This is a genomic window from Gracilimonas sp. (genome assembly GCF_031581265.1).
Taxonomy (GTDB): domain Bacteria; phylum Bacteroidota; class Rhodothermia; order Balneolales; family Balneolaceae; genus Gracilimonas.
Genome location: NZ_JAVLBQ010000022.1, coordinates 1 through 13,959 on the forward strand (window position 1 = coordinate 1; position 13,959 = coordinate 13,959).

10 protein-coding genes and 1 pseudogene are annotated in these 13,959 nt (G+C 39.1%); all 11 read right to left on the minus strand.

The window, feature by feature from the left end:
- On the minus strand, nt 1–580 hold a 580-nt coding region (locus RI561_RS08890), incomplete at its 3' end, for a PHP domain-containing protein (RefSeq protein ID WP_395079883.1).
- On the minus strand, nt 580–2,226 hold the full coding sequence (locus RI561_RS08895) for a S41 family peptidase (protein WP_395079884.1): 1,647 nt from the start codon (nt 2,224–2,226) through the stop codon (nt 580–582). The genes RI561_RS08895 and RI561_RS08890, both read right to left, overlap by 1 nt.
- A 1-nt stretch (nt 2,227) precedes the next feature.
- The gene (locus RI561_RS08900) at nt 2,228–4,231 is read right to left on the minus strand and encodes a LysM peptidoglycan-binding domain-containing protein (protein ID WP_395079885.1); all 2,004 of its coding nucleotides are present in this window, start codon (nt 4,229–4,231) and stop codon (nt 2,228–2,230) included.
- Nucleotides 4,232–4,327: 96 nt separating this feature from the next.
- Entirely contained in the window at nt 4,328–6,049 is a 1,722-nt protein-coding gene (locus RI561_RS08905; protein ID WP_395079886.1) for an NAD+ synthase, read from the minus strand.
- A 117-nt stretch (nt 6,050–6,166) separates the two neighbouring features.
- Nucleotides 6,167–7,540: pseudogene (locus RI561_RS08910) on the minus strand (NAD-dependent succinate-semialdehyde dehydrogenase); the annotation flags it as partial.
- A gap of 214 nt (nt 7,541–7,754) precedes the next feature.
- Nucleotides 7,755–8,933, minus strand: a complete 1,179-nt coding sequence (locus tag RI561_RS08915) for an aspartate aminotransferase family protein (RefSeq protein ID WP_395079887.1) — start codon at nt 8,931–8,933, stop codon at nt 7,755–7,757.
- Between the two features lie 86 nt (nt 8,934–9,019).
- A complete protein-coding gene (locus tag RI561_RS08920) occupies nt 9,020–9,640 on the minus strand; it encodes a thioredoxin family protein (RefSeq protein WP_395079888.1) in 621 nt (206 codons plus the stop codon).
- A 135-nt stretch (nt 9,641–9,775) separates the two neighbouring features.
- Nucleotides 9,776–11,041: a hypothetical protein gene (locus RI561_RS08925; RefSeq protein WP_395079889.1), complete on the minus strand. Its 1,266-nt coding sequence runs from the start codon at nt 11,039–11,041 to the stop codon at nt 9,776–9,778.
- A gap of 102 nt (nt 11,042–11,143) precedes the next feature.
- Nucleotides 11,144–12,007: a UbiA family prenyltransferase gene (locus RI561_RS08930; RefSeq protein WP_395079890.1), complete on the minus strand. Its 864-nt coding sequence runs from the start codon at nt 12,005–12,007 to the stop codon at nt 11,144–11,146.
- Between the two features lie 85 nt (nt 12,008–12,092).
- The gene (locus tag RI561_RS08935) at nt 12,093–12,596 is read right to left on the minus strand and encodes a hypothetical protein (RefSeq protein ID WP_395079891.1); all 504 of its coding nucleotides are present in this window, start codon (nt 12,594–12,596) and stop codon (nt 12,093–12,095) included.
- Nucleotides 12,571–13,644 carry a 6-bladed beta-propeller gene (locus RI561_RS08940; RefSeq protein WP_395079892.1) on the minus strand — a complete coding sequence of 358 codons (1,074 nt, stop codon included), beginning with the start codon at nt 13,642–13,644 and terminating at the stop codon, nt 12,571–12,573. The genes RI561_RS08935 and RI561_RS08940 overlap by 26 nt, the downstream gene beginning before the upstream one ends.
- Nucleotides 13,645–13,959 lie beyond the last annotated feature (315 nt).

The following is a 13,959-nucleotide window of genomic DNA, read 5'->3' on the forward strand; positions in this document are numbered from 1 at the left end:
TTCCCGGATGGGCCAATACACAAGCTCCACCTACGTTTTTGATAATCTCTATTACCTCTCTGAAATCCGGATAGGTATTATCAATCGGGCCAAGTTTCTGGTTACTCAAATACCGAATAAAAGCTTCTTTTGGGCTACTTACATAGCCCTTTTGGGTTAACACCCGAGCCAAATGGGGGCGACCGATGTTCGCTCCATTAGCCTCTGCCCACACTTCATCATAGTCTACATTTAATCCTTCTTTTTGAACCTTTTTGATTATTTTTTTTATCCTGTTTTTTCGAGCATTTCGCTGTCGGCTTAAAAAATCTTCCAGGTAATTGGTAGTTGGGTCAAAGTTATAAGCCAGGATATGAGATTCTTTTCCATTAAACATGGACGTAATTTCAACCCCGGGGATTAACTCGATATCAAGTCCTTCAGCTGCTTCTTTGGCAGGTAAATATCCTTTATAGGTATCATGATCGGTAATTGAAATACAGCTGAGTTTTTTTTCTTTGGCAACTTCAATTACCTGATTGGGAGTCAATTTTCCATCTGAACAAGTTGTATGTATGTGCAGATCTGCCTTTTGAGGCATTATTGGTCTCCCGAAAGTACTTTATTGCGTTCAGTCTCATTTTTAATCAACTCCAGAGCCTTCAACACATCCCCATCGGATCTCAAGCCAGCTTCAACTCTGCCGGATTGTCCTTGATACCGGGATACTAATTCTAAATACAACCTGCGCTTTATATCCGGGCTTTTTTCTTCAAACAACGTTTCTTTTTCAATTTCAGTAGCTTGTTCCAAAGCTTCCAATTGTGATTCAGCAGCTTGAATTCCCTTCAGTTCTTCTTTTAAACTTGATAACAGATTTTCAGAATCGGTACTGTATGAAAAGTCTTGCTCTTCCAAATACTGCTTAAATTGATTAAATACATTATCTGGTAATGCACTATAATCGAATGAAGCATTTTGAGATTCAAATTTCGTAGCAAAATCAAAATACATTCCTTGCTGCATCAGCGCTACTTCCAGAATACTGGGGGCTTCTTTTCCTGTTTCTATGTCTGGCTGAATACCACGGCCTTCATATACTGTACGGCCATTCCTTGTTTTAAATTCTCTTTTACTCGAGTCAGCTACAGAAACAGCAGAGTTTTTGCCCTGATGGGTATATTGTACGGACTGAATACTTCTTCCACTTGGAATATAATAACGGGATATGGTCATCTTGAGAGAGGTATTATAAGGTAATGGTTTTACAATCTGTACCAATCCTTTCCCAAAACTTTGCTCACCAATTATTACAGCGCGATCTAAATCTTGTAGTGCACCTGCAACCACTTCAGATGCACTCGCACTTCCCCCATTCATTAAAACTGTGATGGGTTTGTCAAACATAACGGGCTCACTTGTCGTGAAAGTCTGGTTATACTCTTGAATCCGACCTCTGATATCAACCACCGTGATTCCCGGTTCTACAAACTTATCGATAATTTTTACCGCTTCTTGTAGAACACCACCGGGGTTGTCCCTCAAATCAAGTACTAATCCGGATATCTCTTTTTGCTCCGTTAGTTTTTCAAGTTCTTCTCTGATTTCTTCCGCGGCATTACTCCCAAACTGATTCAAGCGAATGTAGCCAGCATCTTCTGTTTCACCAATAAAACCCGCATAGGAAATATTTGAAACTTCAATACGTGCCCGTTCTAAATTAAAATCGAGTGGCTGGTCTAATCCAAACCTGCGTATTGTGATAGTAACTTCAGACCCAACTTCACCCCTTGTCAGCACGTTTACTTCTTCAGGTTGCAACCCCTCAGTAGAAACGCCATCCACAGCAATAATAACGTCTCCTGCACGGATACCGGCTTGTTCGGCAGGACCACCTTCATTTGGTGCTACTACTACAACCTCACCGTCTCTGTACCCGGCCTCAATACCTATCCCTGCATAATTTCCTCTCTGCATTAGTTCGGACTGTTCATTTTGCGACTCGTTGAACATGACCGTGTAGGGATCAAGCGTCTCAAGCATAGCATCAATGCCATTCCGCATTAATATTTCAGGATCTACTTCATCCACATACTCCAATGCTACATTTTCATAGGCCTTGCTGAAAATGCTAAAGTTTTTTTTTATCTGGAAATAGATATCTGTTTGCTGCGCGGCAATTCCTGCCGATGCTAACGCAACAACTAAAACAGCTATTCCTACCCTATATTTCTTCTTTTTAAACATATTAATTTGCGGAAATACGCAATGTTTGTCCTACATAAATTCGATTTCCGGAGATGTTATTGAGTCTTCTCAATTCACTTAAACTAACACCAAAACTTTCAGCTATCTCACTAAGTGTGTCATTAGACTGAACCGTATATGTCGTAAAATTTTCTCCGTCGGTTGAGGTGGCAGCGGCTATGAATATATTTTCACCTTGTCGCTGTTTTCTCTCAATTTGCTGTTTTTCAGCATAGCTCAACTCATTAATCTTCTCATAATGATTTTTACGGGTGTTGGGTACATAGACCGTTAAATTTTGGCCTACACGAATAGTATTCCCAATTCCATTCCAAGACCTGATATTCCAAGCTCTAACATCGTACCACTCAGCAATATGTCCAACAGTATCCCCGGTTTTCACTTTATAAGTAACAGCGGTAGAATTTGCCGGCTTACTTACCGTCTGTGATGAAGATCTGCTGGTATTTACACTTCGCTGCTGATTAGAAGGCTGATTAGCAGAAATCTGCTGCGCACTGCCCCTTGGCAGAGGAACGACAATTTTTTGTCCTGGGTATATAGTACTTGAAAGATTTTCATTTGAACCATATAGACCTGCTACCGTGGTTCCATATTTACGAGCAATAATACCCAATGATTCTCCACTTTCAACGGTATGCATAGTAATATTTTGGCTTCTTTTTTCTTTGGGGATGTCATCATAATTAGCCAAAAACTCTTCTTTGGTTTGAACCGGAATTTTTAAGGGGTACTTACCTCCCGGAGGAGTAGCCCAGCGAAGTAATTCAGGATTATAGTCTTTCAGCTCTTCAGTAGTTACCCCTGCTGCTTCCGCTAAATCACTCAACTCCATCAGTCCTTCTACTTCTACAACTTCATAAGCGTATGGTTCCCCTTCATAGCTGCTTTGGAACCCAAACTCTTCCGGATTCATACCAATCATGGTAGTAGCAATAAAGCCGGGTACGTATCCACGGGTTTCACGGGGTAAATAAGGATATGCAACCCAATAATCTTCTACGCCTCCGGCTCTGTTTATAGCTCTTTTCAATCCTCGTGGACTTATATTATAGTTGGCCATAGCAAGATGCCAGTCACCCCAAATTTCATATAAATCAACTAAATGGCGAGCAGCAGCACGAGTCGCTTTTTCCGGGTCTCTGCGTTCATCGATCCACCAGTTTACTTCCAATCCATATACCGATCCTGTAGCTCTGATAAATTGCCACATTCCAACGGCCGCAGCCCAACTTCTGGCATTAGGGTTCAAACCACTTTCAATAAAGGCTAAATAGGTTAATTCCTCAGGCGCTCCCTCTTCTCTGAAAATTTTTCTCATCATAGGCTGATATTTAACCGCCCGGGTTAGCCATGTTTCCATCACTTCGGGGCGCCGTAATGTGTAATACACTAAGTGCCTGTTAACATGCTCGTTTGTGATAAGCGGTACATCGGTCTTTTTCAGGTTTACGTCTTCAGGAAAATCATATTCGGCTTCAGTCCAGCTTTCATCGGAAGTAAACACCTCTTCCTGTATCGCAAAAATTTCCCCTTCGGGCTCATTCCCGGTTTCGGTGATACCGTAAAATTCCCGGTATTCAGAGATAACCGTTCTATACAATTCTGTGAAACGGCGATCACCTGAAATTTCAGGATAATCATCTAACAAACTTTGAGTAGCTGCGAGAGCATCATTAATTTTGGTTTCCGCTTCCAATGGATCATCATTTACTTGTGCTTCCATAGACTCGATATGCACCCGGTAGATATCGGAAATTCTGCTCATTACATCTTTCTGAAAATTATCAAGCTCCTGCACCGCCGGTTGTTCATTCACACCTTCTTTCAGATCTAAATTCTGAAACGGGTCCTTGTAATCCAAAAGTCGTAGAGGCATTTCTTTTTCTTTTAGGATAGCAGTAGAATCTTGAGCTACAATATTTGGTGTTATGAATAAAACACACATTAATACAATAGGCGCTTTTTGTAACTTTTGAAGCATATGGGTAGATGATTTTAAATTTTATATAAAGTACTAATTATTGAATTTAATTGGGAATGCTTATAACACAAGATTGCGAACGAAAATAACCGAAGATTAGCGCCCTTTATTTTCCTTTTTTACAGATTGTATTAAGTTCATTTCCTGTCCGGTCCATTGTTGAACAATTGGCCATCTTCTTCCTGAACCAAAAGCCTTGGCAGAAACTTTAAGTCCCGGAGGCGCCTGGTTTCTTTTATGTTCATTTAGATCTACAAGCCGAAAAGTTTTGTCAACAACCTGTTCATCAATACCGGTATTAATTATTTCTTGTCTTGACCACTGCTCCTCCAAATAGTATTGCAAAATAGTATCTAACGTTTCGTAATCGGGCAAAGAATCAGAATCTTTTTGATTGGGCCTTAATTCGGCACTTGGGGCTTTAATTAAAATACTCTCCGGAATAACCTCTTTGTTATAATATTCATCATTCAGCCACCGGCTAATCTCATAAACTTCAGTTTTATAAACATCTGATATTACCGACAAACCACCCGCCATATCACCGTAAAGAGTACAATAACCAACCGCCATTTCAGATTTATTGCCGGTATTCAGCAGCATATACCCAAATTTGTTGGCTAATGCCATGAGTAAATCTCCACGGGTACGGCTTTGCAGGTTTTCTTCTGCAACACCAAAATTTGTTCCCTCAAAATGTGGAGCCAATGCACTATTGTAAGCTTCATAAATTTCTTTAATTGGAATTTCTTTCAATTCGATTCCCAAATTGTGAGCCAGCTTTTCCGAATCACTTACACTTCCTTCTGAAGAAAATTCTGAAGGCATAGTCACGGCTATAACATTTTCAGCACCAAGAGCCTCTTTCGCTATAACAGCCGTCAATGCCGAATCAATACCACCGCTTAATCCCAATATCACTTTTTCAGCCGCTCCGGATTTCTGCAGATAATCCCGTACTCCCAATACGAGAGCTTCAAACATTACCTGTTCTTTAGACGGGTTCTCGAAGTTAGCTTCTACATCCGTTATCGTTTCTACTTCATTACTTTGCGGGTTGAAATTGATATCAAAAGCATCCGGTTCAAATCTTTTAGAGCGGGCTTTCATTGAACCTGCTCCGTCAAAAGCGAGAGAGTCACCATCAAAAATAAGTTCGGTTTGTGCGCCCACTGAATTCACATAAAAAAGTGGTAATCCTAAATTTTTAGCATGTTTTTGGAGCATGTTTTTTCGCGTTACAGGCTTGTCTTTATTAAACGGCGAGGCAGAAATATTGATTATCGCCTGTGCTCCATTTTTTGCTAAAATATCAGCCGGATTCTTATCATAGATGTGATATTGAATATCATTATCGTTGTACCAAATATCCTCACAAACGGTAATCCCAAAAGGAAATCCATTGATTATAACGGGTTCAAATTCGGTTCCCGGTTCAAAATAGCGAAGATCATCAAACACATCATAAGTAGGTAGCAGTGCTTTGTGAACTCGGGCCATTTCCTCGCCATGCTGTGCAACAATAGCAGAGTTATATATCTTCCGTCCAATCCCGCTCATATTTTTAGTGATGGAGCCGAAGATCACCGTAGTATCGCCGGTTGCCGCAATAATTTCCTCATTCAATTCATACAGTAATTCCCGAAATATTTCTCGCTCCAATAAATCCATCGGCGGATATCCGCAAGTTATAAGCTCCGGCAGCAGCAAAAGTTCAATTCCATCCTGTTCAGCTTTTTGTATGGCTTTCAGGATCAGGTCCTTATTCCCGGAAAGATCTCCGATGGTTGGATTTAGTTGTTCAAGTCGTATGCGCACGGTGTAGTTTTATTTGATTAAATTTTAAGATAAGGAGTATAGAACAGAGTTAAGAATTGCTTTACCATTAATCCAAAATTAAAAAAAGACTCACTCCCATTTTTAATTTTGAATTTTTCATTTTGAATTGCCTATATAGACTGTCTTCGCATTCACAAACTCCCGAATTCCATATAAACTAAGTTCACGTCCATAGCCGGATTGTTTGATTCCTCCAAAAGGCAATCTTGGATCGGATTTTACGAATTCATTCACGAAACAGCATCCGGCTGCGAGTTTATTGGCGGCAATTTCTTCAGCACGTTTTTCATCTTGAGAAAAAACCGCAGCTCCCAATCCAAATTTGGTATCGTTAGCAATTTTAATGGCTTCATCTTTGTCTTTCACTTTAATAATGGCGGCAACCGGCCCAAACAATTCTTCTTCATATGCCGGCATTCCCGCTTTTACATTCTCTAAAATGGTGACTGGATAATAAGCTCCCTTCTCATCAGGTTTTTGTCCTCCGAGTGTAATTTTAGCTCCTTTTTTTACACTTTCTGCCACTTGTTCGTGCAAGGTATCTCGTAAATCTTCCCTGGCCTGTGGACCAATATCGGTATCATCCTCAAACGGATCACCGACTTTTTTGGATTCCATGATTCGGGTAAACTCTTCCAGGAATTGATCATACACTTTCTCCGTAACAATAAATCTTTTGGCTGCAATACAACTTTGGCCACTGTTGATAAGCCTGGAGGTAGCGCACGTTTCTGCCGCTTTTGAGATATCGGCATCGTCCAGGATTATATAGGGATCACTTCCACCGAGTTCCAGCACGGTTTTCTTTAGTGTTTCTCCGGCTTGAGCCGCTACTGCTTTTCCGGCTCGCGTACTTCCGGTTAAAGTCACAGCTGCTATGCCCTCATGCTGGATAACTTCCTTCATCCCGGATTTATCACGCACTATCGTTCGAAATAAATCGTAAGGAATTCCTGCTTCATGGATGATTTTTTCAATTTCGATAGCACAACCCGTAGTATTTTCGGAGTGCTTAAGGATGGCTCCATTGCCGGCCATTAAAGCCGGTGCAGCAAATCGAAAGAGCTGCCAGAATGGGAAGTTCCAGGGCATAATGGCTAACACAACTCCCAAAGGATTGAAGGTAACATAGCTTTTAGCAGCATCCGTCTCAATCACATCATCTTCAAGGAAATCTTCTGCATTGTCGGCATAGTATTCACAAACCCAGGCACATTTTTCTGCTTCTCCTACACCTTGTGATAGGGGTTTGCCCATCTCCTTGGCCATTAATTCTGCCAATTCGTGTTTTCGCTCTTTCAATATTTCCGCAATCCTTCGAAGATATTCAGCTCGTTCCTCAAAGCTTTTTCGCTTCCATTTGTTTTGTGACGTATTTGCTTTTTGGATGATGGAATCTATTTCCTCCATCTTCATTTCGCTATATTCCTTGAGGACTTTTCCGGTAGCAGGATTGATGGTTTTCATAACCTTATAATTATTTGAATTGCTTTATCACTTAAACGGTTGATGGAGTGTAGGAATTCCGAATTTATATTGCCAACATCCGTGAACCATGATTTTAAGGATTGAAAGATTCGCATGAATAGAAAGTCTCTCTTAGCGCTTGAGTCTCGACCATCGGGGCAGGACTTTATTTAATAAATCCGTAACTATTCTCACAATCCGCCTCATCCGCGTTCCATTACGAATGCTTTCCAATGGCTTCCAAAACCGAATCCAGAACGTCATTCAACAATTCATCCTCAATGATAAGTGGTGGAGCCAGCCGAACCAATGTATTGGAATGGAGTGTCCATCCAAGCAAGATTTCTTTTTCGAAGCATTCTTCTACTACTTTTCTGGTTAGCTCCCAGCTCTCAAGTTGAAGTCCCAGCATGGCCCCTTTCCCGCGAACTTCAACAATTCCTTTACCTTGAAGTTTGGCTTTCACTTGTTTCTCAATTTCCAAGGCCCGGCTTAAATACTCTCCGGATAAAAGCTCTTTTAAATTGGCATGAGCCGCAGCAGCTGAAACCGGATGCCCCCCAAACGTAGTTACATGATTTAAAGGCGGGTCGTATTTAAAGCTCTGGAAAATTTCCTTTGACGAGGCAAATCCACCAATCGGCATTCCTCCTCCCATCGCTTTGGCCATGCAGAGGATGTCAGGAACCACCTCATACTCTTCAAATGCAAACAATTTTCCGGTTCGGCCAAATCCACTTTGAATCTCATCAAAGATCAGCAACGCGTCGGCTTTATCGCATCGTCTCTGGATTTCTTTCAGCCACTCTTTTTCAGCCGGTATGATTCCCCCTTCTCCCTGAATAGGTTCCATAATTACAGCTGCTGTTTTCTCATCGATCAGATCTAACTTCTCAAATGAGTTAAATGTGAGAAAATGAACATCCGGCAGTAATGGCAAATATGGTTCTCGGTATATGTCTCTTCCAGTTACACTGAGAGAACCATGCGTATCGCCGTGATAGCTGTTTTTGAAACTTATGAGCTTGGTTCGGCCTGTGTATTTTTTAGCGAGCTTGAGTGCTCCCTCTGTTGCTTCCGTTCCTGAATTCACTAAATAAATTTGTTCTAATTTAGCCGGGAGATTTGAAATCAACAGTTCCGCGAAATCTACCTGAGGCTTTTGCACAAATTCACCATACACCATCACATGCAGATGCTTATCAACCTGTTGATGAATAGCCTGAACCACTTTTGGATGACGGTGCCCTAAACTACTGACTGCTATGCCGGATATAAAATCCACAAACCGTTTTCCGTCTTTGGTATAGATAAATGGTCCTTCAGCATGGTTAACCTCCAATCCAATAGGAGCATCACTGGTTTGAGCTATGTGGTTTAAAAATTTATTTAACACAAGAATTGGGTTAGTTCGCTCAAAGGTAAGAAATCTTTATTGATAGTTGATAGAATGAGAACTGACTAATCAGGTATTCACACTTTTCAACTATCATCTCTCCACTCATCCAACAACTCCATAAACTCCTTCTGAATAGATTTCCCTTTATCTTTTGCATACCAGATATGAAGGTTTTCTACTGCTTTTTTATTTGGTATATCCGGATTAGTACGCTGAGCTTTGTACATTTTATAGGCTTCCTCAGGTCGAGGTCCCCAAGTTCCTATTACCTTTAGTGTCGCTTTATCAAGGGCAATCAATTTGGGGATGGATTGGGCACCGTTGGTCAAAAACTCGTCCATAATATCAAGATTTTTATCTCGCAGAATAATTTTCAGAGTAATCTTATCTGAAACTTTTGCCATTTTATTTATGAATGGAAGGGTTTGAGCTGAATCTCCACACCAACCTTCATTGAGAACCAACCAAATCATTTCCCGGGGAAAGGATTCTAATTTTTCAATCAAATCAACATTCAGTTTTCCCCGCTTTTCCCAGCGTCTTGCTCGCTGCAGATACATTTTTGTATAATGCAGCATATTGGGCCGATTGTCTTCATTGGTAGTTCTTCCCCGCTCAAATAAATCAGCGATCTGCTCATGGTGAGTATCGTAATTTACAGCTTCGTTGATTAACTCTGAGGTAATAATATCCTTACTGGGCACTATAATTTACTCCTTTTTAACTTCTGTTTATTAGCCTGCATTGGAGTATGTGCAAACCGATTTTCTTACCAAATAATTTACCTTCAAGATAAACTTTGATCCTACTTATAAGTTTGCAGTCTTAGTTTTGATCCTTTAGAAACGTGGATTTACAGCCTGGTTAAAGATCGAACCGAAGGTATATTCTAAACCGATAAATAATTCATACGAATAAGATGTGAATTGCTCTCGCAGATCAAGGAGTTGTTCAGCGTCACTTATATCTCCGGCCGGTATGTTTAGTTGATCATTAATGATAGAATACTCACCGTTAAGACTTAACTCCAAGCCTCTGAATATCCGAAAATTGATTCTCATATCAATATTCAGCCTGTTTTTTTGTAGATCATTAAATAACGTTCTGAAATCTGCTCTTCCCGAAATACTACCCCATGGTTGGGTAAATTCCACTCTGCTTCGAATTTCCTGACCATAAAGCATCTCTTCATCTTCGAGATAAATGGTAGTTTCCGTGTAGTCGCGGTACTCTGCTCCTACTGTATATACAAAGGAGATCTCTCTTTCCGAATATTCCTCATAAGGAAATATATTGTATTCTACACCTGCACTTCCCTGCAAATTCAAATCATAATTGTTTCTTGTAGAGTTTGTAGCCCTCGTAAATATACCCGCTGACCAATTTTCCGTTAGCGCCATAACCTGATTTCCCCAAAAACGATGGCTTCTGGTGATATATACCGACTCTTCTTCATTTCCTTCGGAATCAATATCGGAAAACTTTCGGCGGTTGTAATCATAGTTATAATTAAATTCTGTTTTCAAACTATTGGTCACCCTTTCAGCAGAAGCTCCTCCTGAAAAATCAACCGATTTTCTGGACTCCTCACCATTCATAGATGTTCTTCCATCCAATTCAAAAATCCAACTATTCCACGGATCTTCTTGTACCTCCGTTTCAGTCTCATCTTGTGGTGTATATAATATATCTAAACTGTTTATTGCTTCGGTTGTGGAGGCATAGTTGAAAAGTGCTGCTTTAACATATCTGACCAGTCCCCTTCTTTCCTCATCGTCCGTATCGGAGCCATAGCTGAAGTAAGTAAGAGACTTACCCTCTCCTGTAAACTCCTCTCTTCCAATCACTTGCAAAGTAAACTCCGTGCCTGAACCTGAACGTTCTCTTGTAATGATTAAGTGAACTTGCGAATCTTCCTTATCCCTCACAAAGTCAACGAATTTAATCTCATCTTGTATATAGTCACTGTTACATCTAAAACAATCCAAAAATACTTTGATCTTTTGGATGCCATTCTGATCACCGGTTTCCTGCTGATTTTGTGCAATAGATAAATTGGTAAAGAGAAATAGTATCGATACTGCCGCTATAACACATTTTGTCATTTTCAATAGTTTTTGTGCATGGTTGTTCAGCCGTCCAACAAAAAACTAAGAAGGAATACTCCCAAAAAACTTTAAATAATGTTTCTATTAAAACTTTTAACATTAAATCAATTTCTTATAAACCAATGATGCAAGTATAAATAGCACAAAAAAGAAAGACGCCGACAGTTTTATATTCATCACTACTCGATATTCTTTTTGATTCCCCTTCAGGTTCCACACAAAAAATAATAATCCTATAAAAACCGCTATATTTAATCCGATAAATACAAACCCGATCAACCCGTCCTGAAGCATTAATGCCCATCCTAATATACCTGAGCCCATTGGAAATAATATTGTGAACAGCCATTTTACTCCTCTCAATCCGAATCTTCCAGCAAATGTTTCATCGCCTCTGTTAGCATCTTCCTGTATCTGAAATACCTGCGAAACCGGGTACAGACTTAGTAAAATTAATGCCACCCCGAGTGCAATTATATCTTCAAAAAAAGTAATCGGATATCCACCGGCTGCTAAAAAGCCCAGCAAAAACGAATTAGTTCCCGTACTGACCCCGATTGCGATTAAACCTAAAATGGGTTTTCCTTTCCATCTTGCCAGTGGCGTTGAATACAACCAAAAGAACAGCATGCTAATAGCATAAATTATCGCATAATTCCAATCCACAGATAGGGCCCAAGCCAGACCAACATACTGCATCCCCATAGAAACCGGCCACATCCAGCGGGTCATTTTTGGGGGTGATTTTAGTCCGCCAATAGGACCTTCATCCTTATCCCACCAGGAATTATAGGCCGTGGCTCCACCAAATAATAACACATGCACATTTAGGAACTGAAGCCAGAATTGAGTCCAGTTAACATCTTCTACAAACAAAGCTGCCAATAAATATCCGCCTGAAAGGATGAAGAATTGGTAGTGCAGTCGGAGGTGGATAAGGAAGTTTAGAAGTTGTTTTAGCATGGTTGATAATCGAACTATGTGTGCAATTTAGCAACTCCAACAGAAAACACCTCTAAAGTAATTGCTTTAAAATTGTTAAAGTCCCTCAATCGATAATTTGAGATATTTTATTATAAAAATTCTCAGGATTTGAATTAATATTTATTGACTCTAAAAACCGCACATCCCCCTTTTTATCTATATATAATTTAACAGGTGTTTTAGGTACCAACTGTTGCTCTAATACTAATCCAGTTTCATCCCGAAAAGCATTTATTTCAAATTCATTATGATCTAAAAAAGTTGTAAAGGTAGTTTCATACTTTTCAATAATTATCATGTACACATTTAATGTGGAAGATTCAGTAATAAAATTATTCCACCAATCAATTTCCTCAATACATGGTTCACATTCCTTACTTTTCAATACCAAAAGTACGGTATTTGTTAGTTTCGGTTGCTTACCGCTAATCTCGTTGACATATTTTTGCCAGTTTGAAGCAGTACGTTTCAAGTACTTTTTATTTCCCTCGGAGCAGGAAGAAATACCAAAAGCAACAGCTGTTACCAATATCAGTACATGCTTATCGCTCTTTTTCAACCAATTCATAAATACCTATGGTGTAATTGTCGGGGTTAAAATCTTCAATCATGTAAAGTTGATTTTCATATACTGCACCAAGAGTATGAGGAGTGTGTATTTCTCTCATAAATTCTTTGGTTTCCATATCATAGAGCACCAATAGATTATCCTTGTCTTCATAATTCACATTTTCAAACCATTCTTTTGTAAGAACTTGTACGTGTTGAATAAAATAGTTTTCAGTAGAATGAATAGAATTCGTAGTTGTTGTGCCTATGCTTCTTTTATTTATTTCTGGTATAGATAGTTGTCCTAGAATTTCTTTCTGAGGCAATGAAAAACTTGGGAACTCAATACCAAAACTACCCAAATAGTTCTGACCTTGCAGATCAAATAAACGAATTTTATATGAACTTCTTAAAATGGTATATACAATCCCATCCTCAGAAATACTGAATTTATTATTCATTGAATATTGTAAATCTTCATTTACAAAAGGATCATATTTCCCAAAAGTTTTAATAATACTACCATCATAATTCATTTTTCCTATTAAATCTGATGAATCTGGATCATTGACAAATTTCATCTGAATAATTGGTAGATAGATTGCATCATCATGTATGTAAAAAACTCTTCCCCCGGGGACAAATACTTTATCACTTTCAAAAACTGCAGAAGATTTAATCACTTCCCCATTTAAATCAAAAATTTTCAAAAGCCTTTGACGCAGATCCATAATTACCATCTTGTCATCCGAAGTGAAATCATATCCATTTACACTTATAATACCTTTTGGGCCTTTATGATATTCGCCTATTGCTTGTATGAAATCCCCCTCTTCATCGAATACAAAAACTTTATCTTTAACACGATCATAAAAAGCTAATTTATCTCCTGTTCTATTAATTTTAAAGTTCTCATAAAAGGTACCAAACAGATTTAAACTATCAGGTTTCAACGTAAGAGAATCAACTTTAACTAATTCAATAGTTGATCTTGTTTCCATCTTATCTGAGCTACAGGCTAAGCTAAAAATCAACAAAATTAGTAGTATCCAAGTAGCGTATTTCATTGCTCCCCCTAAAAATAGTGGGGTGATAATTTATCACCCCACTTTATGATTATTATTTATTCCAACTCGTTTTCAACACATTCTGAAGTGTCTTCGCCCTCTGTACATGTTATACAGTAGCAATTCTCAATTACACCATCTTCACAATCATAATCGTCCTAATTGTATGTACAATTAGGACTTGTTTGAGCTTCAATTGTTGGTGAATTAGAGAACGTGAGTCCAAGAATTAAAAATAATGAGCAAAGAATAGTAGTGAAGGCAATCTTCTTTCTTGATTTCATATTTAGTACCTCGTGTTAATTCTAAATTTAC

Coding starts and splice junctions, on each gene's coding strand:
- RI561_RS08900 (WP_395079885.1), bottom strand. CDS start 4,231: ATGCTTCAAAAGTTACAAAAAGCGCCTATTGTATTAATGTGTGTTTTA.
- RI561_RS08925 (WP_395079889.1), bottom strand. CDS start 11,041: ATGACAAAATGTGTTATAGCGGCAGTATCGATACTATTTCTCTTTACC.
- RI561_RS08930 (WP_395079890.1), bottom strand. CDS start 12,007: ATGCTAAAACAACTTCTAAACTTCCTTATCCACCTCCGACTGCACTAC.
- RI561_RS08895 (WP_395079884.1), bottom strand. CDS start 2,226: ATGTTTAAAAAGAAGAAATATAGGGTAGGAATAGCTGTTTTAGTTGTT.
- RI561_RS08940 (WP_395079892.1), bottom strand. CDS start 13,644: ATGAAATACGCTACTTGGATACTACTAATTTTGTTGATTTTTAGCTTA.
- RI561_RS08935 (WP_395079891.1), bottom strand. CDS start 12,596: ATGAATTGGTTGAAAAAGAGCGATAAGCATGTACTGATATTGGTAACA.